Genomic DNA, 16,500 nt, shown 5'->3' with positions numbered 1-16,500 from the left:
TTCTCGATGCACTGGCCAGCCGTTCAGCCAACGGCCTCGGCCACACGTTGCCACAACGCGTAATACACCCGTCCGGATTTCTGTTCACGATGCAGGCGCCAGTTGCCCGGCAACCCCAATGTGGACGGGGCGGCTTCGCTTTCAGTGTAGACCCAGGCATCGTCGGCCAGCCAATGACGTTCTTCGAGCAGGGTGCAAACGGCCGGCAGCAGGTTCTGATTGAAAGGCGGGTCGAGGAACACCAGGTCGAAAGGCGTCGCTGGCTGGCTGTCCAGATAACGCAGCGCGTCGGCGGTCTGCACCTGACCGACGGTGCAGCGCAGTGTGCCCAGGTGCTCTTTCAGGCTGGAGACCGCCAGGCTGCTGGCGTCCAGCGCCTGCCCCATGGCGGCGCCACGAGACAACGCCTCAAGAAACAATGCACCGCTGCCGGCAAACGGGTCGAGTACCCGAGCGCCGGCCACGTAGGGCGCGAGCCAATTGAACAGGGTTTCGCGTACCCGGTCCGGGGTTGGACGCAGGCCCGGCGCGTCGGGGAAGCTCAAGCGCCGGCTGCGCCATTGGCCGCCGATGATGCGCAACTGATTCACACCGTTATGCACGGGTTTCTTGCTGGAATTGGATGGGCGGGCCATTAGTGCTCCGGAACCCCGAGCGGTTGCTCGGCAGGGTTTTCAGTGGGTGCCGGCAGCGGCTTTTGCGGCACGGTCGGGCCGGCGGTGACGATGACCATTTTATCCGTGCTCAGGTGTTTGTTCAGCGCGGCCTTGACCTGTTCGACGGTCAGTTCCTGGGACTGACGCATGAAGTCTTCCAGGTAGCTGAGCGGCAAGTCATAGAAACCCATGGCCCCGAGCTGGCCGACGATGTCTTCGTTGCTGGCGGTGGACAGCGGGAAACTGCCGGCCAGCTCACGCTTGGCGTCATCGAGCTCTTTTTGGGTCGGGCCGTTCTTCAGGTAATCGGCGAACACCTCCTGCACCAGTTTCAGCGTGCCTTCGCTCATTTCGGCGCGGGTCTGCAGGTTGATCATGAACGGGCCACGGGCCTGCATCGGCGAGAAGCCGGAATACACGCCGTAGGTCAAGCCACGCTTTTCCCGGACCTCTGTCATCAGTCGCGTGCCGAAACCACCGCCGCCGAGGATCTGGTTGCCCAGGGACACGGCCGCATAGTCCGGGTCGTCCCGGTCGATGCCCAGTTGCGCGAGCATCAGGTTGGTCTGCTTGGACGGGAACTCGATGTGACCGATGCTCGCCTTCGGTTCAACCGGTTGCACGGTCTTTGCCAGCGCCGGGCCCTTCGGCAGTGCGGCGGACACCTGACTGGCAATCGCTTCGGCTTCGGCGCGGGACAGGTCCCCCACCAAGGCAATCACCGCGTTGCCGGCGGCGTAGGCCCTGGTGTGGAAAGCCTGGACCTGGGCCAGCGTGATCGCAGGAATGCTTTGCGCGGTGCCGTCACTGGAATGGGCATACGGATGATCACCGTACAGACGCTTCATCAGTTCCAGCCCCGCCAGTTTGCCGGGGTTCTGCTTCTGGTACTCGAAACCGGCCAGCAGCTGATTCTTGATGCGCGCAAAGGAGTCGGCGGGGAAGGTCGGTTTGCCAACGACGTCGGCGAACAGCTTCAGCGCCGGCTCGCGCTTGTCCACCGCACTGAGACTGCGCAGTGACGCCAGGGCCATGTCCCGCAAGGCACCGTTGCCGAAGTCGGCGCCGAGGCTTTCGAACCCTTGGGCAATGGCGCTGACATCCTTGCCCGCTACGCCCTCATTGAGCATGGCGTTGGTCAACAGCGCCAGGCCGGGTGTATCGCCGTCCTGGCTGCTGCCGGCGGCGAATGTCAGGCGCAGGTCGAACATTGGCAATTCCCGGGCTTCGACGAACAACACTTTGGCGCCGTCAGCGGTTGTCCAGGTTTGTACGTCGAGCTGGCGACGGCTGGGTGCCTTGTCGTCCAGTTCGGCCAAAGATTGCAGCTTGTTGCTGGCCTTGGCTTTGTCCAGCGCCTGGCTGGCGTTGGTGTCATTGGATGGCGACAGGTAAAAGGCCAAGGCGCCGATCAGGGCGATCAACACCACACCGATCAGCACCAAACGCGATGATTTGCGCTCACTCATGAGCTTTCTCCTCGGGCAGGACGTGCGCGACGCTCAGGCGCGAGCGGGTGAAATACAGCTGGGCTGCCTTCTGGATATCTTGCGGGGTCACGCTTTGCAGTTCAGCGAGTTCGGTGTCCATCAGTTTCCAGGACAAACCGACCGTTTCCAGTTGGCCGATGGCGGTGGCCTGGCTGGTGATCGAATCGCGCTCGTACACCAGGCCAGCGATGACCTGGGCGCGGACGCGCTCCAGTTCCTCGGCGGTCGGGGCAGTGGTTTTCAACTGTTCGAGCAGGCGCCACAGACCGGCCTCGGCCTGGGCCATGGTCTTGTTTTTCTGGGTGTTGGGCGTGGCCGACAAGGTGAACAGCGTGTCGCCACGGGTAAAGGCGTCGTAGCTCGACGAACCGCCGGACACCAGCTCTTCGCCGCGTTCCAGCTGGGTCGGGATCCGCCCGCTGTAGCCGCCATCCAGCAAGGCCGAGATCAGCCGCAGGGCATTGACCGAGCGTTTGTCGGTCGCGGTGGCGATGCTCGGTACGTTGAAAGCCAGCATCAGGCTTGGCAGTTGGGTCTGCACATGCAAGGTAATCTGCCGCTCGCCAGGTTCGGCCAGTTCCAGGGGGATCTTCGCCGGCGGCACGTCGCGCCGGGCAACCGGACCAAAGTAACGCTGGGCCAGCGTCTTGACCTCGTCGGGCGTGACGTCGCCGACCACCACCAGGGTTGCGTTATTCGGCGCGTACCAGGATTCGTACCAGTGGCGCAGTTCCTCGACTTTCATCCGCTCCAGGTCGGCCATCCAGCCGATGGTCGGCGTGTGGTAGCCGCTGGCCGGGTAAGCCATGGCCTTGAAGCGCTCATAGGCCTTGGACATCGGCTTGTCGTCGGTGCGCATGCGGCGCTCTTCCTTGATCACCTCGATCTCGCGGCTGAACTCCTCCGGCGGCAGGCGCAGGCTGGCCATGCGGTCGGCTTCCAGTTCGAAGGCAACGCCCAGGCGATCGCGGGCCAGCACCTGGTAGTAAGCGGTGAAGTCATCGCTGGTGAAAGCGTTTTCTTCGGCGCCAAGGTCGCGCAGGATCAGCGAAGCTTCGCCGGGGCCGACTTTCGAGCTGCCCTTGAACATCATGTGTTCCAGAGCGTGGGACAAACCGGTCTGGCCCGGGGTTTCATAACTGGAGCCAACCTTGTACCAGACCTGGGACACCACCACCGGTGCGCGATGATCTTCGCGCACCACGACCTTCAGGCCGTTGTCGAGGGTAAATTCATGGGTGGGTTGTGGATCGGCAGCCAAGGCTGAAAAAGGCAGACAAACTGTGCTGAGCAGCAGGCCTGCAGCACGGCGGGCAAGAGCATTCATTCGTGTTTAAACCTGTTGGGCTGCCCGCTAGGTCTTAGCGTCGGCGGGCGAGAGGGTGCTAGGATACTGATCCGTTTTACTGGCGGCCACGCCTATCGGGCCTTTTCTCGGTCCGGGGTTGTTTGGGTTCTCGGAAGAAGCCCTGGGTTTGTTCGTTGATCCCAGCGTTTTCGCCGATGATGCCGTGCCAGTCCTTCGAAAAAATCGACCTTGAGGTGTCCTGGGGACAACTCGACAAAATGTTGCGCGTGAACAAGCTGGGTGAAACGCAGTCTGTTCAGCATCGAATATTTATCACCGAGGCGCCCTGGGCGCGTCGCTACCGTGAGATAGCCGTCCTCCATGTTTGGTTCCAACGACGACAAGAAGACCCCAGCTGCGGCTGGCGAGAAAAAAGGCCTGTTCGGATGGCTGCGCAAGAAGCCGCAGGAAACTGTCGTCGAACAGCCGCAACCGCTGCCTGAGCCCGATGCCGAGGCGGTGGCCGAACAAGCTGCCCCGATTGTCCTGCCGATTGCCGAGCCGGTATTGCAACCGGCCGAGCCCGAGCCGGGGTCGAGCGCTGAACCGGTGGCCGAGCAACCGCTGACCCCACCCGAAGGGCAAACCCCCTGGCTGACCTTGCCCGTGGCGGAAGAGCCGGTAGCGTTGGTGGAGGACGCGCAGGCGTCGCATATCGCCCCGCCGATTCCGGCACTGACCCCATCTGTCGCGGCCCCGGCCGTGGAGCCGATCGTCGAAGTGCCAGCGCCTGCCATCATGCCTGTCGCTGCCCCTGCTGCCCCTGCTGCCCCTGAACCGGAGCCTGTTGCAGTTGAATTGCCAGCTCTCGCAGAGCCCGCGCCTGCCGCCGAAGAGAACAAGGTCGGCTTCTTCGCCCGCCTCAAGCAAGGCCTGTCCAAGACCAGCGCCAGCATCGGCGAAGGCATGGCCAGCCTGTTCCTGGGCAAGAAAGTCATCGACGACGAATTGCTGGAAGACATCGAAACGCGCTTGCTGACCGCCGATGTCGGCGTCGAGGCGACGTCGGTGATCATCCAGAGCCTGACTCAAAAGGTGGCGCGCAAGCAGCTCACCGACGCCGACGCTTTGTACAAGTCTTTGCAGGGCGAGTTGACCAACATGCTCAAACCGGTGGAACAGCCGCTGGTGATTGCCTCGCAGAACAAGCCGTTCGTGATCCTGGTAGTGGGCGTCAACGGCGCCGGCAAGACCACGACCATCGGCAAACTGGCGAAGAAGCTGCAGTTGGAGGGCAAGAAAGTCATGCTCGCCGCCGGCGACACCTTTCGCGCCGCCGCGGTCGAACAACTGCAAGTGTGGGGCGAGCGCAACAAGATTCCGGTAATCGCCCAGCACACCGGCGCCGACTCCGCTTCAGTGATTTTCGACGCCGTGCAGGCCGCCAAGGCCCGTGGCATCGATGTGCTGATTGCCGACACGGCCGGTCGCCTGCACACCAAAGACAACCTGATGGAAGAGCTGAAGAAGGTTCGCCGGGTGATCGGCAAGCTCGATGCCGACGCACCCCATGAGGTGCTGTTGGTGCTGGACGCCGGCACCGGCCAGAACGCCATCAACCAGGCCAAGCAGTTCAACCAGACCGTCCAACTGACCGGACTGGCCCTGACCAAGCTCGACGGGACCGCCAAGGGCGGGGTGATTTTCGCCCTGGCCAAGCAGTTCGGCCTGCCGATTCGCTACATCGGCGTGGGTGAAGGCATCGACGATCTGCGCACCTTTGAAGCCGAGCCCTTTGTCCAGGCACTGTTTGCCGAGCGGGAGCACTCATGATTCGTTTCGAACAGGTCGGTAAACGCTATCCGAACGGTCACGTCGGCTTGCATGAGCTGAGCTTTCGGGTCCGTCGTGGCGAGTTTCTGTTTGTCACCGGCCATTCTGGCGCCGGTAAAAGTACCTTGCTGCGCCTGCTGCTGGCGATGGAACGGCCCACCACCGGCAAACTGCTGTTGGCCGGCCAGGACCTGAGCACCATCAGTAATGCCCAGATCCCTTACTTGCGTCGGCAGATCGGCGTGGTGTTCCAGAATCACCAGTTGCTGTTCGATCGCACTGTGTTCAACAACGTGGCGTTGCCCTTGCAGATCCTTGGCCTGTCCAAGGCCGAGATCAACAAGCGCGTGGATTCGGCCCTGGAGCGTGTGGCGCTGTCGGACAAGACCGATCTGTACCCCGGCGACCTGTCCACCGGCCAGCAACAGCGCGTGGGCATCGCCCGCGCCATCGTTCATCGCCCGGCCTTGCTGTTGGCGGACGAACCTACCGGTAACCTGGACCCGCGTCTGGCGGCGGAAATCATGGGCGTATTCGAAGACATCAATCGCTTGGGCACCAGCGTGCTGATTGCCAGTCACGACTTGGCCCTGATCGCGCGCATGCGTCACCGCATGCTCACCTTGCAACGCGGTCGACTGATCGGTGACGGGGAGGCTGGCGTATGAGTGCGACCCGCAGCCCCAAGGTGGCCGAGCGCGTGGCTCCGAAAGCCTCCGATCCGCAGCCGCCAAAGAAGAAGCGCGACGATGACGACGGCCCGGATTTCGCGACACTGTTTCACGCCTGGGTCGAAAGCCATCGCGCCAGCCTGCTGGACAGCCTCAAGCGTCTGGGCAAGCAGCCGATCGGCAGCTTTTTTACCTGCATGGTGATGGCGGTGGCCCTGAGTTTGCCCATGGGCCTGTCATTATTGCTAAGTAATGTGGAGCGCCTGGGTGGCTCCTGGCAGCGTGCCGCGCAGATTTCCCTGTATTTGCAGCTGGAAGCGAGCCCTGCCGAAGGCCAGGCGTTGCGCGAGCAGATCAAGGCCATGCCGGGCGTGGCCGACGCCGAATACATTGGTCGCGAGCAGGCGCTGGAAGAATTCCAGCAGCAGTCCGGCCTGGGCGATGCCCTCAAGGAACTGCCGGAAAACCCGCTGCCGGGTGTGGTACTGGTGACACCCGACGAAGTCGACAAGCCGACCCTTGAAGCATTAAGACAAAGACTTTCCGAGTTGCCGAAGGTACAACAGGCGCAACTTGATCTAGTCTGGGTCGAGCGTCTTGCGGCGATCCTCAAGCTCGGCGACCGATTTGTCTTCGGTCTGACGGTGCTTCTGGTTTCTGCATTACTTTTGGTGATAGGCAATACCATTCGTCTTCATATTGAAAACCGCCGCACCGAGATAGAAGTGATTAAACTCGTCGGCGGTACGGACAGTTATGTACGCAGGCCCTTCCTTTATATGGGGGCGCTGTATGGCTTCGGTGCGGGGATTCTGTCCTGGGGCGTATTGGCGTTTGGCCTGGACTGGCTGAATGACGCGGTAGTGGGGCTGGCCGGTTTGTACGGCAGTGATTTTTCCCTGGCCGGAGTGCCAGCCGCCGACGGTCTGTCGCTCTTGCTTGGCGCGGTGCTGTTGGGTTATATCGGTGCATGGATTGCGGTAGCACGCCACTTGCGTGAGCTTGCTCCAAAATAGTGTTTTTTGCGCGTATTGACCTTTCGGTTTTTGTGGGAACTTGTCCTACGGTTCCCGGTCAATTTTCGCAGTGCTGAACTGCACGAGTTATGTGAGTCGGAGGTTTTTTCGTATGACCACTTCTTTGCAACCTGCTTATGCTCTGGTCCCGGGTGCGAACCTGGAGGCCTATGTGCACACGGTGAACAGCATCCCCTTGCTGACGCCCGAGCAGGAGCGTGAACTGGCCGAGAGTCTCTATTATGAGCAGGATCTTGAGGCGGCTCGGCAGATGGTGCTCGCCCACCTGCGTTTTGTTGTACATATCGCCCGCAGCTATTCCGGCTACGGGCTGGCCCAGGCCGACCTGATCCAGGAAGGCAACGTCGGCCTGATGAAGGCGGTCAAGCGTTTCAACCCGGAAATGGGTGTACGCCTGGTGTCGTTTGCAGTGCACTGGATCAAGGCGGAAATCCACGAGTTCATCCTGCGCAACTGGCGCATCGTGAAAGTCGCGACCACCAAGGCCCAGCGCAAGCTGTTCTTCAACCTGCGCAGCCAGAAGAAACGTCTGGCCTGGCTGAACAATGAAGAAGTCCATCGTGTGGCCGAGAGTCTGGGCGTCGAGCCGCGGGAAGTGCGCGAGATGGAAAGTCGCCTGACCGGCCATGACATGGCCTTCGACCCGGCCGCCGAAGCGGACGACGACAGCGCTTTCCAGTCGCCGGCCAACTACCTGGAAGACCACCGGTATGACCCGGCGCGTCAACTGGAAGACGCCGACTGGAGCGACAACTCCAACACCAACCTGCACGAAGCTCTGGAAGTGCTGGACGAGCGCAGCCGTGACATCCTTTACCAGCGCTGGCTGGCCGAGGAAAAAGCCACGCTGCACGACCTGGCGCAGAAGTACAACGTGTCGGCCGAGCGGATTCGCCAGCTTGAGAAGAGCGCGATGAACAAGCTCAAGGTGTCGATTGCGGCTTGACCTGCGGTAGCGGAAAAAAAACGCCCCGATCAGTGATGATCGGGGCGTTTTTGTGTGTGCTCACTATTGGATTCGCCGCAGACCCCCTGTGGGAGCGAGCTTGCTCGCGATGGCGGCTTATCATTCAACATCGATGCTGCCTGACTCTCCGCCATCGCGAGCAAGCTCGCTCCCACAGTTGAATGTCGGTGTCTGGTCTACTGGGCCCAAGGCGCCCGCCGCGAGTCATTGAGCCCCAGCAGGTAGCTGTCGCCCCCCAACTGGCTCATCTGCCGGCGGATCCAGTTCGCGCGCCGCAGTACATAAGGGCTTGGGCGTGCGGCGCTCCATACCCGGGGGTTGGGCAGGACCGCCGCCAGCAGGCTGGCCTGTTGCCGGGACAATGCAGCGGCGCTTACCCCAAAGTGATGCCGCGCCGCGGCTTCGGCACCGAACACACCGTCATCCCACTCGACGCTGTTGAGGTACACCTCGAGGATCCGCTGCTTGGGCCAGAGTATTTCGATCAGCGCGGTAAACCAGGCTTCCAGGCCCTTGCGCAGCCAGCTGCGGCCCGGCCACAGGAACAAGTTCTTGGACACTTGCTGGCTGAGGGTGCTGGCACCGCGAATCGAGCCGCCACGTCCGTTATGGGTAAGCGCGGCCTGGATCGCACCGAAGTCGAAGCCCCAGTGCTCTGGAAATTTCTGGTCCTCACCTGCGATTACCGCGATTTTGAGGTTGTCGGAAATCTGATCCCAGGGTTGCCAGGTACGCTGCAGGTCGATCGGCTCGCCACCGAACCAGGATTCAACCTTGCGCTCGATCATCAGCGCGGTGAACGGCGGCGGCACCACGCGAAACAACAGCACCAGCACAACGCTGCCGACGGCGAACCAGAGCAGGGCTTTAACGAATCGTCGAAACAATGAACGCAACATAGAGATGGCTTGGCCGAACCCGTCGAGCGGGCCATTATACAGACCCTGTCCACCGAGTCTGACTGGAGTTCTCATGCTGCGTAGTTTTCTGATGCTGGCTGCTTTTTTCGGCTTCACCGGCGTGGCATTGGGAGCGTTTGCCGCCCACGGCCTGAAAAATCGCCTGAGCGCCGATTACCTGGCGATCTTCCATACCGGCGTCACCTATCAGTTGGTACACACCCTGGCGTTGCTGGGCGTCGCGCTGCTGGCCACGCACATCCCCGGACGTATCGTCACCTGGGCCGGGATTTCGTTTGTCATCGGTATCCTGCTGTTCTCCGGGAGTCTGTATCTGCTGACGCTCACGGGCATCAGCAAACTGGGCATTATCACGCCGTTCGGTGGGGTGGCGTTCCTGATCGGCTGGTTGTGCCTGGGGCTTGCCGCCTGGCGGTTGGGCTGACCGCACGGTCCAATTCATGACGAATGGCTTGGGTCGTCCAGACTGATCGGGCTAGAATGCCAGCCCCTAAAAATGATGGCGGCATCCGGCATGCGCATTCAATTGAACGGCGAACCCCTTGATCTGCCCGACGGTGAAACCGTTGCGGCCCTGCTGACCCGTCTGGAACTGACCGGACGCCGCGTCGCGGTGGAGCTCAATCTGGATATCGTCCCGCGCAGCCAGCACGCCGACACCACGTTGAACGACGGCGACAGCGTCGAAGTGGTCCACGCCATCGGCGGCGGCTAGTCCCTGCGGTTTTCCAGTATTTCGCAAGAACCTCACCCCAACAGAGGATTTCCCATGAGCATCGTTCGTAGCGACAAGCCCTTCGTCCTGGCCGGTCGTACCTACCAGTCGCGTCTGCTGGTTGGCACCGGCAAATACCGCGACATGGAAGAAACCCGCCTGGCCATCGAAGCCTCGGGCGCTGAAATCGTGACCGTTGCCGTGCGCCGCACCAACATCGGCCAGAACCCGGGCGAACCGAACCTGCTGGATATCCTGCCGCCAGATCGCTACACCATCCTGCCCAACACCGCCGGTTGCTTCGACGCCATCGAGGCCGTGCGCACCTGCCGCCTGGCCCGTGAGCTGCTCGACGGCCACAACCTGGTGAAACTGGAAGTGCTGGCGGACCAGAAAACCCTGTTTCCCAACGTGATCGAAACCCTCAAGGCCGCCGAAACCCTGGTCAAGGAAGGTTTCGACGTGATGGTCTACACCAGCGATGACCCGATCATCGCCCGTCAACTGGCGGAAATCGGCTGCATCGCGGTGATGCCGCTGGCTGGCCTGATCGGCACGGGTCTGGGGATCTGCAACCCGTACAACCTGCAGATCATCCTGGAAGAAGCCAAGATTCCGGTGTTGGTGGATGCCGGTGTCGGCACCGCGTCCGACGCCACTATCGCCATGGAACTGGGCTGTGAAGCAGTGCTGATGAACTCGGCCATCGCCCATGCCCAGCAACCGATCCTGATGGCCGAAGCCATGAAGCACGCCATTGTGGCCGGTCGCCTGGCGTACCTCGCCGGCCGCATGCCGAAAAAACTCTACGCCAGCGCCTCTTCGCCGCTGGATGGTCTGATCAAGTAAGAGCCATTGATGACTGAATCGAACGACACGCCTGTCCTCCCGGAAGAAGGCGAAGAGCGCCAACACCGCCGCATCAAGAGTTTCGTGATGCGCGCCGGGCGCATGACCGAAGGCCAGCAACGCGGCCTGGAACAGGGCACGCCGCTGTTTGTCCTGCCCCTGGCCGATGCGCCGGTGGACTTTGACCAGGTGTTCGGCCGCTCGGCGCCGCGCTCGCTGGAAATCGGCTTCGGCATGGGCCACTCGCTGCTGGAAATGGCTGCCGCGGCGCCGGAACAGGATTTCATCGGTGTGGAAGTTCATCGTCCCGGTGTGGGCGCGCTACTCAACGGCGTACTGACCCAAGGGCTGACCAACCTGCGGGTCTACGACTGCGACGCCATCGAAGTGCTCAACCGCTGTGTGGCCGACAACAGCCTCGACCGGCTGATGCTGTTCTTCCCGGACCCATGGCACAAGAGCCGCCATCACAAGCGCCGCATCGTCCAGGCGTCGTTCGCTGAGTTGGTGCGCAGCAAGTTGAAGGTCGGCGGTGTGCTTCACATGGCCACCGACTGGGAACCCTACGCCGAGTACATGCTGGAAGTGATGAACGTCGCCCCGGGTTACCGTAACCTGGCCGAAGACGGCAAGTGCGTACCGCGCCCGGCCGAACGACCGATCACCAAGTTCGAACGCCGTGGCGAACGCTTGGGGCATGGGGTTTGGGATTTGAAGTTCGAGAAGGTGGCTTAAACACCAGAAGATCCTGCTGAAATGGGATCCCCTGTGGGAGCGAGCTTGCTCGCGATGAGGCCATAACATTCAATATCAATGTTGACTGTCAGGCCGCCATCGCGAGCAAGCTCGCTCCCACATTTCGTTCTGTGCTACATCGAAAATCAGCGACGGTCAGCGACCACCCCAATCAACACCAGCACCACCAACAGCACCGGTGCCAGGCTGTAGTTGTTGAACTGGCTCAAGCCCCGGACGACCCATGGCGTGGCGTAGATCAAGGCCGCGCCGCTGCCGATCATGCACAGCAGGGCGATCAGCGGGACGCGCAAGGCCCCGGCAATATTGCCAAGGCGTTGTTCGACCCAGCCTTTGATGTCGGCACCAAACAGCACCAGCAGGCAGCCTACCAATGCCAGGGAGATTTCCGACAGGTTGCTGCGGCTCCAGCGGGACACGGTGGCGAGCAGGTCGAGTACCAGATCCATGGGGTTTCCTTGTGTGATTAGCTCAAAAATTTCTGCAACAGGTCATTGAGAAACAACTGTCCGCGCTCGGTGGCTGCCAGACGTGCCGGTTCGACCCGCAACAACCCGCTTTGTTCGGCCTCGCGTCGGCCTTCAGCCAGACTCTGCAAAGGCAGGCCGGTGCGTTCTGGGTAAAGCCGCGCGTCCACACCTTCGGTCAGGCGCAGCGCGTTCATCAGGAACTCGAAGGGCAGTTCTTCATTGCTCAGGGTTTTCTCGCCGGCCAGGAAGCGTTTGGCTGGGTTGAGGTAGTCCTTGGGCAGGCGGGTTTTCCAGGTGCGCACAATACGCCCGTCCGGATGGCTGAGCTTGCCGTGGGCGCCCGCGCCGATGCCGATGAAGTCGCCGAAACTCCAGTAATTGAGGTTATGCCGCGCCGGTCGCCCGGGCTGGGCGTAGGCCGAGACTTCGTATTGGCTGTAGCCATGTTCGGCCAGCAACGCTTGCCCGGCTTCCTGGATGTCCCACAGCGTGTCGTCCTCCGGCAAGGTCGGCGGCTGGTTCCAGAACACCGTGTTTGGCTCCAGGGTCAACTGATACCAGGACAGATGCGTGGGCTTCAGTGCAATGGCCTGGCGCAAGTCGCTCAAGGCGTCGTCCAGGGACTGATCGGGCAGGCCATGCATCAGGTCCAGGTTGAAGTTGTCGAACCCGGCCTGACGGGCCATGCCGGCGGCGCGCACAGCTTCGTCACCGTTATGAATCCGGCCCAAAGCCTTGAGCTTGGCTTCCTGAAAGCTCTGGATGCCAATGGATAGGCGATTGATGCCCAGTGCCCGGTAAGCGACAAATTTCTCTTGCTCGAAGGTCCCTGGGTTGGCTTCCAGGGTGATTTCAATGTCATGGGCGAAGGGGATTCGCGCCTCGACACCTTTGAGCAGCCGGCCCAGGGCCTGGGCGCTGAACAGGCTTGGAGTACCGCCGCCGAAAAAGATCGAGCTCAGTTCCCGGCCATACACCGCCTGCAGGTCCTGGTCGAGATCGGCCAGCAAGGCGTCGACGTATTCTTCTTCCGGCAACTGCGGGCTGGCGGCATGGGAGTTGAAATCGCAATACGGGCATTTGCGTACACACCACGGAATGTGGATGTACAACGCCAAAGGCGGCAGCACTGGCAGCGGCGCCCGAGGCGTTTGCGCACCGCCATGGATCAGAGGTGCGGGGGACTCATCGATCATTGCAGGCCCAGGCGTTGGCGCAGCAAAGCCATGGCGCGGGCGCGGTGACTCAGCTGGTTTTTTTCCACCGGGCCCAGTTCGGCGCTGGAGCAGTTGCGCTCTGGCACCCAGAACAGCGGATCGTAGCCAAAACCGTGCTCGCCGCTGGCTTCGGTGAGAATGCGCCCGTGCCACAAGCCTTCGCAGAGGATCGGCAGTGGATCGTCGGCATGACGGACGAGGGCCAGGACGCAGACGAACTGTGCGCCGCGCTCGGCTTCGGGCACATCCTTGAGGGCCTCGAGCAGCTTGGCGTTGTTCGCCGCGTCGCCTTTGCCATCTGCGTAGCGGGCTGAATAGATGCCCGGCGCACCGCCGAGAAAGTCCACCGCCAGCCCGGAGTCGTCGGCCAGCGCCGGCAGGCCGGAAATGCGCGCGGCGTTGCGGGCCTTGAGGATGGCGTTCTCGACGAACGACAGGCCGGTTTCTTCAGGTTCGACCTGGCTGAACTCGCCAATCGAGCGCAGTTGCACCGACCCGCCGAGCATGGCCTGGAGTTCCTTGAGTTTGCCGGCGTTGTGGCTGGCCAGTACGAGTTGGGTGAAATTCATCATTCGCCGGGGAACAGTTCCTGGTTGAAGTTGAGGGTGTTGATCTTGTCGCCCGTTTTCACCTGGATGTTGAAGGTGCGGGTTTCCTGCTGTTTCACCGGGTATTGGGCGATGTAATAGGTCGCGTTGGGTTCGGCCACCTCCTTGAAGTTCAGCGTGACACTGCTGCTGGTAAGGTCCTTGACTGTCCCGCTGACCTCGGCCTTCAAGGGTTTACCATCCTTGAGTACCGAAACGTTGATCACGCCCTGGGTCTTGTCGCGGATCAATCCGGCGGCGTCGGCAATATCCGGCGTCAGGAAGGTGGAGTTGAAGGTGTTGTAGTGCACGGTGATGTCGCCGAACACTTCCTTGCGATCGCTCTTGATGACATCCGCAGCCATGGCTCCGGCGCTCAGGCAGGCGGTAATGAGAAACAACGCTAGACGTTTCATGTCGTGCTCCTGGAAAGGCCGGGCTTCACACCGCGACCTGATGATCGGCAAGGCCTGGGCTGCTGACCCGATAGATGCCTATTTCACCTAACAGATTAGGCCATAGCTTGCTGGCCCACCCGTGGCGGTGCTGCTGGTCCACCGCCAGGCGATCGATGACCTTGGCTTGGCGTTCGCGGCACAATGCCTCGAAATCCTCGAAGGTGCAGAAGTGGATGTTCGGCGTGTTGTACCAGGTGTAGGGCAGAAACTCCGACACCGGCATGCGGCCCTTGCTCGCCAGGTACCAGCGGCAGCGCCAGTGACCGAAGTTGGGGAAGGTGATGATGCACTGGCGCCCGACCCGCAGCATTTCGTCGAGGATCTTGTCCGGGTAGTGCACCGCTTGCAGCGCCTGGGTCATGACCACGATGTCGAAGCTGTTGCTGGCGAAGTTGCCCAGGCCCTTGTCCAGGTCCTGCTCGATCACGTTTATGCCCTTGGCCACGCACTCGGCGATGTTGTCCGGGTCGTTTTCCAGGCCGTAGCCGGTGACTTGCTTGTGGTCGCGCAGCCAGGTCAGCAGTTCGCCGTTGCCGCAGCCCAGGTCGAGCACGCGGCTGCCGGCGGGGATCCATTCCTGGATGATGTCCAGATCGGCTCTCATGGCGTCCTCACAGCGTTATACGGTTCATGTAGTTGCCGAACGCCTGCAGGTAGCGCGGGATCGGGATCAGAAAGGCGTCGTGACCCTGGGGCGCGTCGATTTCCAGGTAGCAGACGTCCTTGCGGGCAGCCATCAGCGCGTCCACCAGCTCCCGTGAGCGGGCCGGGGAGAAGCGCCAGTCGGTGGTGAACGACATCACGCAGAACCTGGCGGTGGCGCCTGCAAAGGTTTTTGCCAGGTCATCGTCGAAGTTCGCCGCCGGATCGAAGTAGTCCAGGGCTTTCGTCATCAACAGGTAGGTGTTGGCATCGAAGCGTCCGGAGAATTCTTCGCCCTGGTAGCGCAGGTAGCTTTCCACCTGGAATTCGACGCTGTGGAAGTCGTAGTTGAGCTTTTCGCTCTTGAGACCGCGGCCGAATTTCTCGCCCATGGAATCATCGGACAGGTAGGTGATATGCCCGACCATCCGCGCCAGCATCAGCCCGCGCTTGGGAATCACGCCGTGTTCCTGGAACGAGCCGCCGTGGAATTCCGGATCGGTGAGGATCGCCTGGCGCGCCACTTCGTTGAAGGCGATGTTCTGCGCCGACAGCTTGGGGGCCGAGGCGATTGCCAGGCAGTGGCGCACACGGTCCGGGTAAGTGATGGTCCATTGCAGGGCTTGCATGCCGCCCAGGCTGCCGCCGATCACTGCGGCCCACTGGGCGATACCGAGGCGATCCGCCAGGCGTGCCTGACTGTGGACCCAATCTTCCACGGTCAGCACCGGAAAGTCGGCGCCGAAGGGTTTGCCGGTGTCCGGGTTGACGCTGCTGGGGCCGGTGGAGCCGTTGCAGCCGCCGAGGTTGTTCAGGCTGACCACGAAGAACTTGTTGGTGTCGATGGGCTTGCCCGGGCCGATGCAACTGTCCCACCAGCCCGGCTTGCGGTCGTCGACACTGTGATAGCCGGCGGCGTGGTGATGCCCCGACAAGGCATGGCAGATCAGCACGGCATTGCTCGCCGTGGCATTGAGGGTGCCGTAGGTTTCGAAAATCAGGTCATAGGCTGGCAACGAACGACCGCAGGCCAGGGCCAGGGGCTCGCTGAAATGCGCCATTTGCGGCGTCACCAGACCAACGGAATCGGGGGGAAAGGCAGCTGGCATCGACCCTGCTCTCGTTGAAATGAGGCGTAAGTCTAAAGACCGCTGTGGCAAGCGGCAAGCAAAGGGCGGAGCTGATTGTCCGCCGCTTTACCCGTGGCGAGGGAGCTTGCTCCCGCTGGGGCGCGAAGCGGCCCTGAAAGCTGCTGCCCGTGACTGTCCGGGATACGGTGGCGCCCGCTTTGGGGCTGCTTTGCAGCCCAGCGGGAGCAAGCTCCCTCGCCACAGGAAAGGCTGCAGCGTTTTAGATCAGCAACCGCAGGATTTCCGGCATCATGGTCATCGCCGCCAGGTTGTTGATCACCAGCATGTCGATCAGCTTGAGCACCAGGAACGCCAGGATCGGCGAGATATCCAGGCCGCCGAGGTTCGGCACGATGCGGCGGAACGGTGCCAGCGCCGGCTCGCAGATCTGGTTTACCAGTTCGGCGCCCGGGTTGTGGCTGCCGGGAGCGACCCAGGACAGGATCACGCTGATGATCAGGGCGAAGAAGAAAATCTTCAGGAACAGCGCGGTCACGCCAATGATCGACCAGATCAGCAGTTGCAGCGGGTTGCCGGTGGTGCCGTAGGTCAGCAGCAGGGTCAGGGCCATCAGCGCCAGTTGCACGATGATCGCCAGTACCAGCGACGACATGTCCAGGCCGAACACGCTCGGAATGATCCGGCGCAGTGGCTTGAGCAATGGCTGGGTGGCCTTGACGATGAACTGGCACAGCGGGTTGTAGAAGTTGGCGCGCACCAGTTGCAGCACAAAGCGCAGCAGTACGATCAGCAGGTACAGGCTGCCGAGGGTTTGCAGCACGTAGACCGCTGCAGTGTTCAATCCGATCATGAA

At 61.7% G+C, this 16,500-nt stretch carries 19 protein-coding genes; 8 read left to right on the top strand and 11 right to left on the bottom strand.

Annotation, left to right across the window (positions count from 1 at the left end):
* Positions 1 to 23 precede the first annotated feature (23 nt).
* From rsmD to GKKCFE_RS24200, 3 genes are read right to left on the bottom strand one after another with little or no spacing between them, the layout of a single operon-like run.
* Complete coding sequence (rsmD, locus tag GKKCFE_RS24210) at positions 24 to 635, bottom strand: 16S rRNA (guanine(966)-N(2))-methyltransferase RsmD (RefSeq protein ID WP_047226025.1); 612 nt, start codon at positions 633 to 635, stop codon at positions 24 to 26.
* Entirely contained in the window at positions 635 to 2,125 is a 1,491-nt protein-coding gene (locus tag GKKCFE_RS24205; protein WP_445577189.1) for a M16 family metallopeptidase, read from the bottom strand. Before GKKCFE_RS24205 ends, rsmD begins: the two co-directional genes overlap by 1 nt.
* Entirely contained in the window at positions 2,118 to 3,473 is a 1,356-nt protein-coding gene (locus GKKCFE_RS24200) for a M16 family metallopeptidase (protein ID WP_274090485.1), read from the bottom strand. The genes GKKCFE_RS24205 and GKKCFE_RS24200 overlap by 8 nt, the downstream gene beginning before the upstream one ends.
* A gap of 342 nt (positions 3,474 to 3,815) precedes the next feature.
* On the opposite strand from GKKCFE_RS24200, the gene ftsY reads away from it, so the two are divergent.
* From ftsY to rpoH, 4 genes are all read left to right on the top strand, one after another.
* On the top strand, positions 3,816 to 5,267 hold the full coding sequence (ftsY, locus tag GKKCFE_RS24195; RefSeq protein WP_188251408.1) for a signal recognition particle-docking protein FtsY: 1,452 nt from the start codon (positions 3,816 to 3,818) through the stop codon (positions 5,265 to 5,267).
* Positions 5,264 to 5,935: a cell division ATP-binding protein FtsE gene (gene ftsE / locus GKKCFE_RS24190; protein ID WP_024778908.1), complete on the top strand. Its 672-nt coding sequence runs from the start codon at positions 5,264 to 5,266 to the stop codon at positions 5,933 to 5,935. The genes ftsY and ftsE overlap by 4 nt, the downstream gene beginning before the upstream one ends.
* Complete coding sequence (ftsX, locus tag GKKCFE_RS24185; RefSeq protein WP_047226021.1) at positions 5,932 to 6,954, top strand: permease-like cell division protein FtsX; 1,023 nt, start codon at positions 5,932 to 5,934, stop codon at positions 6,952 to 6,954. The genes ftsE and ftsX overlap by 4 nt, the downstream gene beginning before the upstream one ends.
* A 112-nt stretch (positions 6,955 to 7,066) precedes the next feature.
* Complete coding sequence (gene rpoH / locus GKKCFE_RS24180; protein ID WP_003177476.1) at positions 7,067 to 7,921, top strand: RNA polymerase sigma factor RpoH; 855 nt, start codon at positions 7,067 to 7,069, stop codon at positions 7,919 to 7,921.
* Positions 7,922 to 8,118: 197 nt separating this feature from the next.
* Here rpoH and mtgA read toward each other — a convergent pair whose 3' ends face one another.
* A complete protein-coding gene (gene mtgA, locus GKKCFE_RS24175) occupies positions 8,119 to 8,841 on the bottom strand; it encodes a monofunctional biosynthetic peptidoglycan transglycosylase (RefSeq protein ID WP_281459626.1) in 723 nt (240 codons plus the stop codon).
* Between the two features lie 73 nt (positions 8,842 to 8,914).
* On the opposite strand from mtgA, the gene GKKCFE_RS24170 reads away from it, so the two are divergent.
* From GKKCFE_RS24170 to trmB, 4 genes are all read left to right on the top strand, one after another.
* Positions 8,915 to 9,286: a DUF423 domain-containing protein gene (locus GKKCFE_RS24170; protein WP_047226019.1), complete on the top strand. Its 372-nt coding sequence runs from the start codon at positions 8,915 to 8,917 to the stop codon at positions 9,284 to 9,286.
* Between the two features lie 90 nt (positions 9,287 to 9,376).
* Entirely contained in the window at positions 9,377 to 9,577 is a 201-nt protein-coding gene (gene thiS / locus GKKCFE_RS24165) for a sulfur carrier protein ThiS (RefSeq protein ID WP_160893822.1), read from the top strand.
* 54 nt (positions 9,578 to 9,631) lie between these two features.
* Complete coding sequence (locus tag GKKCFE_RS24160) at positions 9,632 to 10,426, top strand: thiazole synthase (RefSeq protein ID WP_003177480.1); 795 nt, start codon at positions 9,632 to 9,634, stop codon at positions 10,424 to 10,426.
* 9 nt (positions 10,427 to 10,435) lie between these two features.
* Positions 10,436 to 11,161, top strand: a complete 726-nt coding sequence (gene trmB / locus GKKCFE_RS24155) for a tRNA (guanosine(46)-N7)-methyltransferase TrmB (protein WP_047226017.1) — start codon at positions 10,436 to 10,438, stop codon at positions 11,159 to 11,161.
* A gap of 146 nt (positions 11,162 to 11,307) precedes the next feature.
* On the opposite strand, the gene GKKCFE_RS24150 is transcribed toward trmB, so the two are convergent.
* The 7 genes from GKKCFE_RS24150 to GKKCFE_RS24120 form a co-directional block, all read right to left on the bottom strand.
* Positions 11,308 to 11,631 (bottom strand): DUF3392 domain-containing protein, encoded by a 324-nt coding sequence (locus GKKCFE_RS24150; protein WP_047226016.1) that lies wholly within the window; start codon positions 11,629 to 11,631, stop codon positions 11,308 to 11,310.
* A 17-nt stretch (positions 11,632 to 11,648) separates the two neighbouring features.
* Positions 11,649 to 12,848 carry a radical SAM family heme chaperone HemW gene (gene hemW / locus GKKCFE_RS24145; RefSeq protein WP_047226015.1) on the bottom strand — a complete coding sequence of 400 codons (1,200 nt, stop codon included), beginning with the start codon at positions 12,846 to 12,848 and terminating at the stop codon, positions 11,649 to 11,651.
* On the bottom strand, positions 12,845 to 13,441 hold the full coding sequence (gene rdgB, locus GKKCFE_RS24140; protein WP_047226014.1) for an RdgB/HAM1 family non-canonical purine NTP pyrophosphatase: 597 nt from the start codon (positions 13,439 to 13,441) through the stop codon (positions 12,845 to 12,847). The genes hemW and rdgB overlap by 4 nt, the downstream gene beginning before the upstream one ends.
* The gene (locus GKKCFE_RS24135; protein WP_047226013.1) at positions 13,438 to 13,872 is read right to left on the bottom strand and encodes a DUF4426 domain-containing protein; all 435 of its coding nucleotides are present in this window, start codon (positions 13,870 to 13,872) and stop codon (positions 13,438 to 13,440) included. Before GKKCFE_RS24135 ends, rdgB begins: the two co-directional genes overlap by 4 nt.
* A 25-nt stretch (positions 13,873 to 13,897) precedes the next feature.
* Positions 13,898 to 14,518, bottom strand: a complete 621-nt coding sequence (metW, locus tag GKKCFE_RS24130; RefSeq protein WP_047226012.1) for a methionine biosynthesis protein MetW — start codon at positions 14,516 to 14,518, stop codon at positions 13,898 to 13,900.
* A gap of 7 nt (positions 14,519 to 14,525) precedes the next feature.
* Positions 14,526 to 15,665, bottom strand: a complete 1,140-nt coding sequence (gene metX, locus GKKCFE_RS24125) for a homoserine O-succinyltransferase MetX (protein WP_047226011.1) — start codon at positions 15,663 to 15,665, stop codon at positions 14,526 to 14,528.
* Positions 15,666 to 15,906: 241 nt separating this feature from the next.
* Positions 15,907 to 16,497, bottom strand: coding sequence for a YggT family protein (locus tag GKKCFE_RS24120; RefSeq protein WP_047226010.1), 591 nt, complete (start codon positions 16,495 to 16,497; stop codon positions 15,907 to 15,909).
* Between the last annotated feature and the right edge of the window lie 3 nt (positions 16,498 to 16,500).

This window comes from Pseudomonas sp. E141 (assembly GCF_052659885.1).
The sequence above is the reverse complement of the archived record's forward strand: the minus strand, read 5'-3'. Positions and strand labels throughout refer to the sequence as shown.